The organism is Streptomyces sp. NPDC050485 (assembly GCF_044458185.1).
In the GTDB taxonomy this organism is placed as follows: domain Bacteria; phylum Actinomycetota; class Actinomycetes; order Streptomycetales; family Streptomycetaceae; genus Streptomyces.
The window spans coordinates 85,728-100,558 of sequence record NZ_JBITHR010000008.1; the positions used below are offsets into that span (position 1 = coordinate 85,728).

A 14,831-nucleotide genomic window follows, 5' to 3' on the forward strand; every position below is an offset into this window, starting at 1 on the left:
CCCGGCCGGGGAATTCGCATTTCGGGATTCGAGCGCGATCGTGCGATCGTGGCGGACCGGTGAGGCTCCGCTGCCGTACCGGCACGTACCGAGGGGATGGGGAAACCATGGCGCGTCTGACTGCCCACACACGCCGCATCGTGATGGCCGCAGCGACGGCCGCTGTACTGACCGGCGGCGTGGCCGCCGCCGTGGTCCTCGGCCACGACACCTCGTCCGACGGCCCCGGCCCGGCCCTCGCCCAGTCCTCGAAGGCCACCGGCAAGTCCGAAGACAAGCCCGCGGGGTCCCGCGGCGCGAGCGGCCAGCCGGGCGGCGACGACAGCGCACCGGACGGAACGGACGGCTCCGCGGGTTCCACCGGGCCCGCGGTACCCCCCGGCGCCGGAATAGCCGAGTCGATAGACCACGCCACGGAGAGCGGCGGCAAGTCCGTCTCGATCACCATCGACGACGGGCCGAGCCCGGTCTGGACGCCGAAGATCCTCGCCGTCCTCAAGCAGTACGGCGTCAAGGCCACCTTCTGCATGATCGGCCCGCAGGCCCAGGCCAGCCCCGACCTGGTCAAGCAGGTCGTCGCGGATGGCCACCGGCTCTGCGACCACACGGTCAGCCACGACGAGCAGATGAACAAGAAGCCCGTCGCCTACCAGAGCGCGCAGGTCCTCGACGCCCAGAAGATGATCGAGGACGCGGCCGGCGGCGCGAAGGTCCAGTACTTCCGCGCCCCCGGCGGTGCCTTCACCCCCGAGAACCGCCACATCGCCGCCACCCACGGGATGCGGCCCCTCGGCTGGAACGTCGACACCAAGGACTGGAAGCAGCCCGGCACCGCGCAGATCGTTCAGACGGTGAAGCAGGAACTCAAGAACGGCCCGATCGTGCTCTTCCACGACGGCGGCGGGGCCCGCGCCCAGACGGTCGCGGCCCTGAAGGAACTGCTTCCCTGGCTGGCGCAGCAGGGGTACGTGTTCAGCTTCCCGAAGGTCTGACGCCGCCCGGGGCATCACCGCCCGCGGAGCGCGGTGATGCCCGGCGTCGCTCCGGTGACCGGACCGTGGTCACGGCGGCAACTGGCCGGTACCGACGCCCTGTTGAGGGGCCACCGGGTGTCGCCGGAGGGAATATTTGCCGCCGCGACCACAGAAATTTGCGCACTGTACGGCAAGGCTTTCTGGCAAGGAGCGCGAAATAGTACTATTTGCCGTGCCAGTCCGGCGGATCCGTGCTAGGGTTGCTCCCAGTTGCAGTTGTGGTTCCCAAAGACTTCAAGTGCCTTGACGGTTTTATGCCGCCGGGCGCTTTTGTATTTCCGGTGCTTTTTCCGGACGGGGCATCATCACAGTAACAACGGGGTCAGCACAGTGCGGACCCCCGGGCATTGCCCCGAAGGAGATATGACATGGCTACTGGCACCGTGAAGTGGTTCAACGCGGAAAAGGGCTTCGGCTTCATTGAGCAGGAGGGTGGCGGCCCGGACGTGTTCGCCCACTACTCGAACATCGCCACCCAGGGCTTCCGTGAGCTTCAGGAAGGCCAGAAGGTGAACTTCGACGTCACGCAGGGCCAGAAGGGCCCGCAGGCCGAGAACATCACGCCTGCCTGACGCTGAGGCGTTTTCTGAACGCGGCTGGGGCTCGCACCTTGCGGTGCGGGCCCCAGCTCGTTGCTGTTTCACCGGGCCCGCCGTCCACCATGACGGCGGTTTTTCACGGCCCGCGGGACACCGGGCACCGCCCCGCGCGTCCCGCCACCCAGCGGACGAACCGCCCACGGCTCAGGCCGGGCGCGGCTCAGCCCGCTGTCCTGATCCGGCCCGTCCGCCTTCCGGGGCGGCGGCTGCCCGGCATTCCGACACCGGGCGGGGAATTTCCGCGCCCTGGTACGGCCGGATCGGAATTCGACTTCTGTTTTCGGCTCGTTCTTGCGATGTCCCGGCCGCACAATTCTGCCGGGAGTCCCTCGATACGTGCCATATCGAGGAAGGTTCTCCTTGAACCGTTCAGCTCGCACGAACGACCGCTACTCCGGCTCCCGCAAGGGCGGCTCCACCGGCGCCGACCGCGGGGCCCGCTTCCGCCCGCAGGGCCCCGGCCGCTCCGGCGGCGCCCGCAGGCCCGCCGCACCGCAGGGCGAGTTCGCCCTGCCCGTCACCATCACCCCCGCGCTGCCGCCGGTCGCGGGCTTCGGCGGGCTCGCCCTGCCCGCCGAGGTGCTCGAACTGCTCGCCGGCCTCGGCATGAACGAGCCGTTCCCCATCCAGGCGGCCACCCTGCCGAACTCCCTCGCGGGCCGGGACGTCCTGGGCCGCGGCCGTACCGGCTCCGGCAAGACCCTCGCCTTCGGCCTCGCGCTGCTCGCCCGCACCGCCGGACGGCGCGCCGACTCCAAGCAGCCCCTCGCCCTGATCCTGGTCCCCACCCGCGAGCTGGCCCAGCAGGTCACCGACGCCCTCACCCCGTACGCCCGGGCGCTGAAGCTGCGGATGGCCACCGTCGTCGGCGGCATGTCGATCGGCCGCCAGGCCGGCGCGCTGCGCTCCGGAGCCGAGGTCGTCGTCGCCACGCCGGGCCGTCTCAAGGACCTCATCGAGCGCCGCGACTGCCGCCTGGACCGGGTCGCCATCACCGTCCTCGACGAGGCCGACCAGATGGCCGACATGGGCTTCATGCCGCAGGTCACCGAGCTGCTCGACCAGGTGCGCCCGGACGGCCAGCGGATGCTGTTCTCGGCCACCCTGGACCGCAATGTCGACCTCCTGGTCCGGCGCTACCTGCACGACCCGGTGGTCCACTCCGTCGACCCCTCGGCCGGTGCGGTCACCACGATGGAACACCACGTGCTGCACGTGCAGAGCGCCGACAAGTACGCCACGACCACCGAGATCGCGGCCCGCGACGGCCGGGTGATCATGTTCCTGGACACCAAGCACGCCGTCGACCAGCTCACCAAGCACCTGCTCCAGAGCGGTGTGCGCGCCGCCGCGCTGCACGGCGGGAAGTCCCAGCCGCAGCGCACCCGCACCCTCGCCCAGTTCAAGACCGGCGCCGTCTCGGTCCTGGTGGCCACGAACGTCGCGGCGCGCGGTATCCACGTCGACAACCTCGACCTCGTGGTGAACGTGGACCCGCCGACCGACCACAAGGACTACCTGCACCGCGGCGGCCGCACCGCCCGCGCCGGTGAGTCCGGCAGCGTCGTCACCCTGGTCCTGCCCAACCAGCGCCGCGAGATGAGCCGCCTGATGATGGCCGCCGGGATCACCCCGACCATCACCCAGGTCCGCTCGGGCGAGGCGGAACTGAGCCGCATCACCGGCGCCAAGGCCCCCTCCGGCATCCCCATCGGCCCCTCCGCGCCCCCGGCGGACCGCCCCCAGCGCGGCCAGGCCCCCTTCCTCGGCCGCGGCACGGCCCGAGGCCAGTCGGGCCGTACCTCGCGCCGCGCAGGCGAGTCCCGCGAGCTCGCCGAGGCCCGCAAGGCCGCCCGGGTCCGCCGCGCCGCCTGACCCAGGAGTGCCGGTGCGGCCGGCGATGAACATGTGGCTGTCGAGAGCCACCGCCGCCCGCCCCGGCAGTCCTCGGACTCAACTGACGTAAACCGCAGCCCCGTTCACGCGCTGACCCCGGCCGAACGCCCGTGGCAAAATCAGCGGGTGCAGATCGGGATGCTGGGGCCGTTGGAGGTTCGCGGGGACGACGGCGGCTTGGCCCAGGTGCCGGGCGCTCGGCTGCGCGGGCTGTTGATCGCTCTCGCGCTCAGGCCGGGTCACGCGGTTCCGAAGGCGTCGCTCGTCGACTGGATGTGGGGTGAGCACCCGCCCGTCGATGCGACGAACGCCTTGCAGCGCCTGGTGTCCCGACTGCGGAAGGCACTGCCGGACGGGGTGATCGAGGGGCGGACGGACGGCTACCGGTTGACGGTGGCGCCCGACGACGTCGACGCCGTGCGGTTCGAACGCCTCGTCGTCGAGGGCCGGGCCCGTACCGAGGACGCATCCCGGGGGGTGCGGCTGCTGCGCGAGGCCATCGAGCTGTGGCGCGGCGGGGCCATGCAGGACGTCGGTCTCCAGGACAGCGCCGCGTTCGACGCCGCGGTCGGCCGGTTAGAGGGGCTGCGCCTGACCGCTACGGAGGAGCGGGTCGACGCGGAGGTCGCCCTCGGGCGCGGTGCGGAGCTGATCACGGAGCTGACCGACCTGGTGGCCGCGCACCCGGTGCGGGAGCGGCTCGTCGCCGCGCTGATGCGCGCCCTCGCCGCGGCCGGTCGCGACAGTGAGGCGCTGCTGGTGTACCAGCGCGCGAGGGAGGCCCTGGCCGACGCGCTGGGCGTCGACCCCTCGCCGGAGCTGGCCGCAGTTCATGTCGCGCTGCTGCGCGGCGAGTTGGGGCGGCGGGAGGGGACCCGGAAGACCAACCTGCGGGCCGAGCTGACCACTTACGTCGGCAAGGACGCGGACGTCGCCGCGGTCCGCGAGCTCATGGCCGGACACCGGCTCACCACCCTGATCGGGCCGGGCGGCTCGGGCAAGACCAGGCTGGCCACGGAGAGCGCGCGCACGTTGCTCGGCGAACTGCCGGACGGGGCCTGGCTGGTGGAGCTCGCGGCCATCGGCGCGGACAGCGACGTGGCCGACGTGGCGCAGGCGACGCTCGCCGGTCTCGGTCTGCGGGACGCGCTGCTCGGCGGGGCCCCGAACGCGGAACCGACCGACCGGCTCATCGCCGCGATCCGCGAGCGGGAGGCGCTGCTCATCCTGGACAACTGCGAGCACCTGATCGAGTCGGCGGCGGTGTTCGCCCACCGGGTGCTCGGGGAGTGCCGGCGGCTGCGGATCCTGGCGACGAGCAGGGAACCGCTCGGCATCACCGGTGAGGCGCTGTGGCCGGTCGAGCCGCTGGCCCTGCCGGACGCATACGCCAGCCACGCCGAGATCGAGACCTCGCCGGCCGTCCGGCTGCTGCGGGACCGCGCGGGCGCGGTGTGCAAGGATCTCGCGGCCGACGCCCGCACGCTGGCGACGATGGCGCGCGTCTGCCGGGCCCTTGACGGGATGCCGCTGGCGATCGAACTGGCCGCGGCCAGGCTGCGCACGATGTCCATCGATCAGCTCGCCCACCGCCTCGACGACCGGTTCCGCCTGCTGACCAGCGGCAGCCGCACCGCGTTGCCGCGGCACAAGACGCTGCGCGCGGTGGTCGACTGGAGCTGGGACCTGCTCACCGACGCCGAACGGATGGTGTTGCGCAGGCTCTCGGTGTTCTCGGGCGGGGCGAGCCTGGACGCCGCCGAGCGGGTCTGTGTCGGCGCCGGGGTCGAGCAGGAGCAGGTGCTCGAATTGCTCACCTCGCTGGCCGAGAAGTCGCTGCTGCTCACGGCGGGCAGCACCGCACCGCGCTACCGGATGATCGGCACGATCAAGGAGTACGCCGGGCACCGGCTCGCGGAGGCGGGGGAATCGGACCGGGCGCGCCATGCGCAACTCGCCCACTTCACCGAACTCACCGAGACCGCGGAGCCGCATCTTCGCCGCGCTGAGCAACTGGAGTGGCTCGCCACGCTCGATGCCGAGCACGACAACATCGGTGCGGCGATGCGCGGCGCACTCGCGGCGGGCGAGGCGCAGGCAGCGATGCGGCTCGCGGCGGGCGCGGGCTGGTACTGGTGGCTCGGCGGGCGCAGGACCGAGGGCTTCGAGCTGATCAGCGCGGCCACCAGGACGCCCGGAGAGGTGACCGACGAGGTCCGGGCCACGGTGTACGCGCTGGTCGTGATGTTCGTGAGCTCCGGGCGGGGCGACCAGTACCGGGCCGCGGAGTGGATCCACAAGGCGTACCACTTCAGCCGGCGCGGCCTGCGCCATCACCCGCTGATGGGGTTCGTAGCCCCGCTGGAACGCATGCTGCAAGGGCCGGAGGCGTCCTTGCCCGCGTTCGAGACACTGCTGGACGACGAGGACCCCTGGGCCCGGGCACTGGCCCGGCTGCACCTCGGCAAGATGCGGATCGTGCTCGGCCGGGGCGGGCGGGACGCGGACGCGAACCTGGAGCTGGCGCTCGCCGAGTTCCGGACGATCGGCGAGCGATTCGAGATCTCGTTCGCCCTGACGGAGCTGGCGGACCGGATGGCCGTGCGCGGCGAGTTCGCCGACGCGTGCGAGTACTACGAGCAGGCGATCGCGGTCGTCACCGAGGTCGGTGCCACCGAGGACGTCATCCGCATGCGGTCGTCGCAGGCGCGGTTGTACTGGCTCCTTGGCGACCAGGACGCGAGCGCGGCCGCCATCGCCGAGGCGCAGCGGTGCGCGGAGCGGGTCACCTGGCCGGACGCGCTGGCCGAGCTGGCCCTCTCGAAGGCGGAACTCGCGCGGTGGGGCGGCAACGCGGAGGAGGCGCACGAGCAACTCGGCGTCGCGATGGCCGTATTGGGCGACGAAGCGGAGCGGGCCAACGTCCGCGCGATGACGCACGACCTGCTCGGTTACCTTGCCGACGACCTCGGCGAGGCCCGGGCGCACCGCGCGGCGGCCTGCGCGGCGGCGTCCGAGGCGGGACACGCTCCGGTGATCGCGCAGGTGCTCGTCGGGGTCGCGGACCTGGCACTGCGCCGGGGCGAGTGCGAGCAGGCCGCGCGGCTGCTCGCGGCGAGCGCGGGCGTGCGCGGGCTGCCGGACCGCTCCCACCCGGACGCGGCCCGGATCGAGCAGGCCGCGCGCCGCCGCCTCGGCGACGCGCGGTTCGCCGAGGCCGCTCGGGAGGGGACCCGGACCAGTTGGTCCCAGCTGGCCGAGGCCACGCTCGCTTCCTGAACGTGGAGAGGACCCTCACGTACCCGAGCAGCCGTTGTGCACCCTGCCGTTCCGGTCGCGGACCGTTCTATGATCACCACTCCGCGTACGAGGGGGCTGGGCATGGGGGCAGGCGAGTCGGCGTCGCGACGGGCGCAGGAAGCGCGACGGCAGGAGCGGTTGCTGCGGGAGCAGTGGCAGGCCGCTCGTCGGCAGGCGCGGCAGTGGGAAGCGGCGAGCGAGGGTGAACGGCTGGTAGCCGCCCAGCTGTTGGTGCTCACGGAGCGAGGGTGGCGGCTGCTCGTGGATCGCCGCTGGCCCGGGACCCGCGCCGCCAATGTGGACATGCTGCTGGTGGGTCCCGGCGGTGTCTTCGTCATCGACGTCAAGAACTGGCGGTCTGCCCCAGAGGTCTCGGACGGCAAGCTCCGTGCTGGAGGCGAGCCGCGGGACGAGCACGCGGCAAAGCTCCTCGCGGTCACGAAAGCCGCCGAAGGTGCGGTCGCTTCCCTGGGTCTGTCCCCGGTGGCGGTCCAGCCGCTCATGGTGTTCGCGGGGCAACGGATCGACGCAGGCCTCGGCCGGATCCGGCTCCTGGGGGAGCACGAGGTCGGTCCCACGCTGCTGTCGGAGCGCCGCAGACTGCGTACGGAGTCGGTCCGTGCGATCGCCGACCATCTGGAACGCGTCTTCCCCGACTACGAGGGATCGGCGGTCACACAGCCGGTGCCGACGCCGGAGCAGCCTCAACAGGCCGTGTCCGACGGGCTGTTCGACCTGGAAGGTCTGCGGGACGCGGCCCTGGCGGAGGCGTTACGGGCCCCGATCGAGCAGTGGATGACCTTCCTCCACCCCGATCAGGTCGCGCTGGTGCGCCGCAACTGGTCGGGTCCCGCGCGCATCAGCGGCCCGGCGGGCACGGGCAAGACGGTGGTCGCGCTGCACCGCGCGGCCCACCTCGCCAGGCGCACCGGCGGCCGGATCCTGTACGTCACCTACGCCAACAACCTGCCCCGGGTGCAGGGCACTTTCCTCAAGACCATGGCCCCGGCGGTCGCGGACCGGGTGGATTTCCGCAGCCTGCACTCCTGGGCGCAGGAATTCCTGCAGGAGCGCGGCGTCCCGGTGCGGCTGCACGGAGACAAGGCCGAGACCGCCTTCAGCCTGGCCTGGAAGCACGTCGGGCGGGACAGCCGGCTGACCGAGATCGATCCGGCGCCGAACTACTGGCGCGACGAGATCGACTACGTCATCAAGGGCCGGGGCATCGACGCCTTCGAGGAGTACGCGCTGGTGCGCAGGCGTCGTCGCAGGACGAACCTGCGCGGGCCGCACCGGCAGGCGGTGTGGGCGTTGTACGAGGCGTACGAGTCGCTGCGCATCGAGCGCGGTGTGCACGACTTCAACGACGTTCTCTCGCTCGCCCTGGCAGAAGCGGCACGGCACACGGACCGGTCCCGGTACGCGGCCGTCGTCGTGGACGAGGTCCAGGACCTGACCCTCGTCGGAGTGCGTCTCCTGCACGCCCTCGTCGGTGACGCCCCCAACGGCCTGCTCCTGGTCGGCGACGGCCAGCAGGCCGTGTACCCGGGCGGGTTCCGCCTCTCCGACGCGGGTGTCGACATTCGCGGCGACCGTGGACAGGTGCTGCGCACCAACTACCGCAACAGCAAACAGATCCTGGACGCCGCGTTGACGGTCGTGGCCGACGACGCCTTCGAAGACATCGACGGCCTGCGCACGCCCGGCCGCCGTGACGTCGACCTCACGTACCACGACGGGCAGGTGGTCCGGGTCACGGCGCCGACCGTGGACGCCCATGACCAGGCGCTCCTGGACGCCTTGCGCGCCCTGCCGGACGGCGCGCGAGCCGACGCCGCCGTGCTGTGCCCGTCCATGCGGGCCATCGGCCACTACCGAGGGCTGTTCACCCGGGCAGGGATCCCGACATGCCTGCTGGAGCACTACGACGGCCGCGCCGTCGACGCGGTCAAGCTGGGCACCTACCGCAGGGCCAAGGGCCTGGAGTTCAAGCACGTATACCTGCCCCAGCACGACGCCGCCCTGCCGAACGGGGCGTTAGCCGGCGGCCCCGGCGCCGCGGAGGGGCCCGAAACGGCACAGGAGCGCGAAGAGCTGCTGCGCAGCCAGCTGTTCGTGGCGATGACCCGGGCGCGTGACGTGCTGTGGCTGGGCAGCGTGGCGCGGTAGTAGGGCGCTACGCAAAATGGCCTCGCACCCGGTCCGGGTGCGAGGCCCTCCTGGTGCTGCCGGATCAGACGGCGGCGAGGAGGGACCCGGCGGGGAAGCCGTCGCGTCATCCACACCGATCAGTAGACGTCGCGTACGTACCGCTTGTCGGCGGCGAGTTGCTTGACGTACAGAGCCGCGCCGTCGGGGTCCAGACCTCCGTGTGCGACGGCGATGTCGCGCAGCGCCTGGTCGACGTCCCTGGCCATCCGGGCGGCATCGCCGCAGACGTAGAAGCGGGCGCCGTCCTGGAGCCAGGACCACAGTTTGGCGCCGTGCTCGCGCATGCGGTCCTGCACATAGACCTTGGCGCGCTGGTCGCGCGAGAAGGCGGTGTCCAGGCGGGTCAGGGTGCCGTCGGCGAGGAAGTCTGCCAGCTCGTCCTCGTAGTAGAAGTCGGTGGCCCGGTGCTGTTCGCCGAAGAAGAGCCAGTTGGGGCCGCGGTGGCGTTGTACGCGGCGTTCCTCCAGGAAGCCCATGAACGGAGCCACTCCGGTCCCCGGGCCGACCATCACCATCGGCGTGCCGGGGCCGGCGGGCGGCCGGAAGTGCGGGGCGCGCTGCACGAAGACCGGCACCGGGGCACCGGGGGCGGCATCCGCGAGGAAGGGCGAACACACTCCGTTGCGGGGGCGGCCGTGCAGGTTCTCGTACCGGACGACGGAAACGGTCAGGGACACCTGGTGGGGGTCGGTGAGCGGGCTGGACGATATCGAATACAGCCGGGGCTGCAGTCGTTTGAGGATGCCGGCCCACTCCTGCCCGGTGGCACGGACGGGATACTCGGCGAGGACGTCGACGGCTTGACGGCCCCAGGACCAGCGGGCGAGTTCGCCCTTGTTGTCGGGGCGCAGCATCTTCTTCAGGGCTCGGTCGCCGGTGCGCTCGGTGACGAAGCCCAGCAGGGCCGGAGTGAGCCGGGTGATGTCCAGGTGCCGGTGCAGGGCGTCGGCCAGCCGGAGCTCGCCGAGGCCGGCGACCTCGACCTCGGAGGTGGCGTCGAGACCGGTGACGGCCAGCCATTCGGCCACCAGATCGGGGCTGTTGACCGGATGTACGCCGAGGGCGTCACCGGTCTCGTAGCCGAGGGGCGAGACGGCGTCCCGGGTGTCGAAGGTGAACCGGCGGACCTCCTTGCCCGCGCCGGGGCGGCTGAGGAGCCGGTTTCCCACCAGCCGGGCCGTGGCGGGGGCCGGCTTGGCGGTGCGGACGGGCGCGGCGGCGGGGGCGGCGGGAAGGGCATCGGCTGATGACGGGGATGTCAGCGGCTGCGTGGTGAGGCCGACGAGGACCTGATCCAGCCAAGTCCGCGCGGAGCTCTCGTAGTCGGGTTCGCAGTCGGTGCGCGGCGCCAGACGTACGGCCCCGAGCTCGTCCAGACGCTGGTCCAGGCGTCGGCCGTGCCCGCAGAAGTCGTCGTACGAGGAGTCGCCGAAAGCCAGCACCGCGTACCGCCTGCCGTCCAGCGGCGGGATGTCGGCAGCGGTCAGGGCCGCCCAGAACCCGGACCCGTTGTCGGGCGCGTCACCGTCGCCGAAGGTGCTGGTGATCAGCAGGAGGTCGGCCGCGGGCGGGAGGGCACGCGGGTCCGCCTCGTCCATGCCGATGATCCGGGCCCGGTGCCCGGTCTCGGTGAGCCGGTCGGCGGCGGCCGTCGCGAACTCCTCGGCGTTCCCGGTCTGCGAGGCCCACAGCACGACCACGTCACGGCCGGGGGAGGGGGCCCGCTCCGTCGGTTCCTGCGCCGGCTGCGCGGCACGCGAGTACATACCGGCGAGGACGCCGTTCACCCATCGCGCGTGCTCCGCGCTGAACGGCGCACCGGCCGGGAGCACCGGAACACCGGGCGTGCCCGACGGCAGCCCGGCGAGGAATCCGACCAGGTACTGGCGTTCGTGCTCGGCGAGCACGGGCGGCGGCGTGTTCTCCAGACCGAACACGGCTGCGGCACCGGACCGGTTCGTGGCCGCCACGGCCGCGACCGGCTCCGCGGCGGGGGCGGCGACGGGCGCCGGGGAGACCTCGACCGCGGCGGCGACCTTCGTCAGTGTCACCGCACACATCTTGAACTCGGGCTGGAAGGAGATCGGGTCCACCGCGTCGCTGGTCACCGCGTTGACGCTCAGGTACTCGCCGAACAGGTCGTTCCAGTGGAACGGCGCGAAGCAGCATCCCGGCCGCACCCGGTCCGTCACCACGGCCGGCAGCACGGCCCGGCCGCGCCGGGACGCGACCTCGACCGAGTCGCCCTCGCCGATGCCGAGCCGGCCCGCGTCCTCGGGGTGCACTTCGACGAACGGGGCTGGATTGAGCTTGTTGAGCTTGGCGACCTTCCCGGTTTTGGTGAGGGTGTGCCATTGATGCTGCAAACGGCCGGTGTTGAGAACGAACGGGTAGTCGTCATCCGGCATTTCCGCGGCCGGAACGTGCGGACGGGCGAAGAAGACGGCCCGTCCGCTCGTTGTCGGGAACACCGGACCGCCGTCCTTTGCCAGGTAGCGGATCGGGTTGCGATCGGGGCCGTCGAGCGACGGTGCGGGCCACTGAACGGACGTGGTGCGCAGCCGCTCGTACGTCACACCCCGCAGGGCGTAGCCGGTCTTCGGATTCGCGGCGCCCTTGATCTCCTCGAAGATCTCCTCGGCACTGCCGTAGGCGAAGGCATCGGCGTAGCCCATCTCGCAGGCGATCCGCGCGATGATCCGCCAGTCCGCGAGTGCCGCACCGGGCGGGTCCACCGCCGGCCGGGCGAGAGTGAGGTTGCGTTCGCTGTTGACCAGTACGCCCTCGCTCTCGCTCCACAGTGCGCCGGGCAGCACGATGTCGGCATAGGCGTTGGTCTCGGTGTCGGCGAACACGTCCTGGGTGATGACGAGTTCGGCCCTTTCCAGGGCTTCGATGACGGTCCGGCGGTTGGCGACGGAGGCCACCGGGTTGGTGCAGATGATCCAGCAGGCTTTGATGTCACCGTCCGCCATCCGCCGGAACATGTCGATGGTTCCCGTGCCGGACCCGTCCTCGCGTATGGTGCCGGGCGCCAGGCCCCAGAGCTCTTCGACGAAGGCGCGGTCCTCGGCGACCAGCACGGATCGCTGTCCGGGCAGACCGGGGCCCATATAGCCCATCTCTCGCCCGCCCATGGCGTTGGGCTGGCCGGTGAGCGAGAACGGGCCGCTGCCGGGGCGGCAGATCGCACCGGTGGCCAGATGCAGATTGATCAGTGCGTTGGTGTTCCACGTGCCGTGCGTGGACTGGTTGAGCCCCATGGTCCAGCAGCTCATCCACTCCGCCGCCGCGCCGATCCACTGCGCCGCCCGGCGGATGTCCGCCTCCGGAATGCCGGTGATCTCCGCGACGGTGCGGGGCGGGTAGTCCGCGAGGAACTCCGGCATCGCCTCCCAGCCCTCGGTGCGCTCCGCGATGAACGCGGCGTCCGTCTGCCCGTTCTCGTGAAGGAGGTGCAGCAGGCCGTTGAGGAGGGCCAGGTCGGTGCCGGGCCTGATCTGGAGGAAGAGGTCGGCCTTGTCGGCGGTGGCGGTGCGCCGTGGGTCCACGACGATCAGCCTGGCGCCCGCCTTCACCCGTTCCATCAGACGCAGGAACAGGATCGGGTGGCAGTCGGCCATGTTGGAGCCGATGACGAGGAAGACGTCCGCCCTCTCGAAGTCCTGGTACGACCCGGGCGGGCCGTCGGCACCCAGGGAGAGCTTGTAACCGCTGCCCGCACTCGCCATGCACAGCCGTGAGTTGGACTCGATCTGGTTGGTCCGCACAAAGCCCTTGGCTAGTTTGTTCGCCAGGTACTGCGCCTCCAGGCTCAGCTGCCCGGACACGTAGAAGGCGACAGCGTCCGGCCCGTGCTCATCGACGATCGCCCGCAGCCGTCGTGCCGTGCCGCTGATCGCCTCGTCCATGGGTGCCGCTACGGGCTCGGCGCCGCGCTCGGGACGCATCAGCGCGGTGGTCAGCCGGCCGGGGGCGGCGAGCAGGTCGGCCGTCGTGGCGCCCTTGGTGCACAGCCGGCCGAAGTTCGCCGGGTGCGCCTTGTCCCCCGATGCCTTGAGGACCGTACGGCGGCCCTCCGGTCCTGAGGCGATGTCGAGCACCATGCCGCAGCCCACCCCGCAGTACGAGCAGACCGTCCGCACCTGGGAGACAGCCGTCGACACATCCTGTGGGGGCACCGAAGGGCCTCTCTGTTGACCGAAGCGTGCCTCCGACGGTACGAACCGGCCGTTACGCCGATGTGACCTCGCCCCATCACGGGCGGTAACGCCCATCACACATGCGCTGGACCAGCACTGTGAGATCGAGCAGAATCGCCCAGGTGCCAGGAAAAACCTCCGTAGCTCTCGCATGTGCCATGCATTCACGCCATCCGGGGCGCAGCTGCGGAGCGTGCGAACGAAGGATGGATCGATGAGCGTCGTAGTCGTGCAGCACGAACCCGGCGAGGGCCCTTACGCGATCGCCGCGGCGCTGGAATCGGCAGGGCTGCGCCCGCGACTGTGCCGCGTGTGGGCGGGCGATCCGGTACCGACCAGCCTCATCGGGGTGGATGCGCTCGTGGTGATGGGCGGGCCGAGGTCGGCGTACAGCGACAACGGGTTCCCCACCCGAGATGCGGAACTCGCGCTGCTGCGGGCCGCGTTGGCCGCGGACGTGCCGGTGCTCGGGGTGTGTCTCGGTGCCCAGTTGCTGGCGGTGGCGGCGGGCGGGGTGGCCAGGCCGGGATCGGGAGCACAGATCGGATGGGGCGGGATCAGCCTCTCCGCATCGGCGGACGCGGACCCTTTGTTCACTGATCTGCCAGAACAGCTCACGGTGCTGCACTGGCACGGCGACACCATGGACCTCCCGGACCGGGCGGTGCTGCTCGCGTCGTGCGACCGCTACCCCGTCCAGGCGTTCCGGGTGAACGGCAGTGCGTGGGGCCTGCAATTCCACCTGGAGGTCGAAAGCGCCGCCGTCGACGCCTTCACGACGGCGTTCCCCGAGGAGGCGGCAAGCGCGCCCGGTCTCCGGCTCGACACACCGGGGAGCCTGGCGGCACTGGCTCCCCACCGTGATCGCGTGCTCGGCCGGTTCGCCACCCTGGTGGCCGCGCGCTCCGGCCGCACCGCCACCCGCGCCTTCTTCACGCCGAGGGCGGACGCGTGGGAGGACCGGTTCGCCCATCAGGCCCCGGCATACGCGGCAGCCGTTGCCCGCATGGGCCTGAAGCCCGGACAAACGGCCCTCGACCTCGGCTGTGGTACCGGACGCGCCCTCCCGGCACTACGGGCCGAAGTGCACGACAACGGCTCGGTCCTGGGCATCGACGTCACACAGGCGATGCTGAACGCGGCCACCCGCACCGGACGCACCGGACCCGCCCACCTGCTCCTCGCTGATTGCCACCGCCTGCCGCTGCCCTCCCGCGCGGCCCACGGAATCTTCAGCGCAGGGCTGTTGGACCACCTGCCGAACCCCGGTGCGGCCCTGCGGGAATGGGCCCGGGTGGCAGCCGCCGACGCCACTCTGGCCATCTTCCACCCCTCGGGCCGCGCGGAGCGCGCCGCCCGCCACGGCCGCCCCGTGAGCCCGGCCGACCCACTGGCCCGCCCCAACCTGGAACCGGAACTCCGCACTGCGGGCTGGCAATTGACGGAGTACGAGGACGCCGAGGGCCACTTCCTTGCCCTGGCTGTGCTGGCCCCCTGACGACCCGTCACCGGGGCCGGGTGCATCAACTGCACAGCGGAATCCCCGCCCGTTTGCTCGGGCGGGGATTCCACGCGCCGACCTGCGCGGA

At 71.6% G+C, this 14,831-nt stretch carries 7 protein-coding genes; 6 read left to right on the forward strand and 1 reads right to left on the reverse strand.

Annotated features, from left to right (window positions below):
• Positions 1–107 precede the first annotated feature (107 nt).
• The 5 genes from ACIBK6_RS18200 (at position 108) to ACIBK6_RS18220 (ending at position 8,998) form a co-directional block, all read left to right on the forward strand.
• Positions 108–992, forward strand: coding sequence for a polysaccharide deacetylase family protein (locus tag ACIBK6_RS18200; protein ID WP_399052268.1), 885 nt, complete (start codon positions 108–110; stop codon positions 990–992).
• A gap of 410 nt (positions 993–1,402) precedes the next feature.
• Complete coding sequence (locus tag ACIBK6_RS18205) at positions 1,403–1,606, forward strand: cold-shock protein (protein ID WP_035796868.1); 204 nt, start codon at positions 1,403–1,405, stop codon at positions 1,604–1,606.
• 387 nt (positions 1,607–1,993) lie between these two features.
• Positions 1,994–3,508 (forward strand): DEAD/DEAH box helicase, encoded by a 1,515-nt coding sequence (locus ACIBK6_RS18210; protein ID WP_399052269.1) that lies wholly within the window; start codon positions 1,994–1,996, stop codon positions 3,506–3,508.
• Between the two features lie 147 nt (positions 3,509–3,655).
• On the forward strand, positions 3,656–6,808 hold the full coding sequence (locus ACIBK6_RS18215; protein WP_399052270.1) for a BTAD domain-containing putative transcriptional regulator: 3,153 nt from the start codon (positions 3,656–3,658) through the stop codon (positions 6,806–6,808).
• A 69-nt stretch (positions 6,809–6,877) separates the two neighbouring features.
• Positions 6,878–8,998, forward strand: coding sequence for a UvrD-helicase domain-containing protein (locus ACIBK6_RS18220; protein WP_399052271.1), 2,121 nt, complete (start codon positions 6,878–6,880; stop codon positions 8,996–8,998).
• 119 nt (positions 8,999–9,117) lie between these two features.
• On the opposite strand, the gene ACIBK6_RS18225 is transcribed toward ACIBK6_RS18220, so the two are convergent.
• Entirely contained in the window at positions 9,118–13,146 is a 4,029-nt protein-coding gene (locus tag ACIBK6_RS18225; protein WP_399052506.1) for a molybdopterin-dependent oxidoreductase, read from the reverse strand.
• Positions 13,147–13,456: 310 nt separating this feature from the next.
• Between ACIBK6_RS18225 and ACIBK6_RS18230 the strand changes: the two genes are divergently transcribed.
• Positions 13,457–14,740: a methyltransferase domain-containing protein gene (locus tag ACIBK6_RS18230; protein ID WP_399052272.1), complete on the forward strand. Its 1,284-nt coding sequence runs from the start codon at positions 13,457–13,459 to the stop codon at positions 14,738–14,740.
• Positions 14,741–14,831: the final 91 nt, after the last annotated feature.

What these genes read in the sequence shown, in the direction of transcription:
- ACIBK6_RS18230 (WP_399052272.1), top strand. Translation starts at nt 13,457, where the DNA reads ATGAGCGTCGTAGTCGTGCAGCACGAACCCGGCGAGGGCCCTTACGCG.
- ACIBK6_RS18220 (WP_399052271.1), top strand. Translation starts at nt 6,878, where the DNA reads ATGATCACCACTCCGCGTACGAGGGGGCTGGGCATGGGGGCAGGCGAG.
- ACIBK6_RS18225 (WP_399052506.1), bottom strand. Translation starts at nt 13,146, where the DNA reads ATGGTGCTCGACATCGCCTCAGGACCGGAGGGCCGCCGTACGGTCCTC.
- ACIBK6_RS18205 (WP_035796868.1), top strand. Translation starts at nt 1,403, where the DNA reads ATGGCTACTGGCACCGTGAAGTGGTTCAACGCGGAAAAGGGCTTCGGC.
- ACIBK6_RS18200 (WP_399052268.1), top strand. Translation starts at nt 108, where the DNA reads ATGGCGCGTCTGACTGCCCACACACGCCGCATCGTGATGGCCGCAGCG.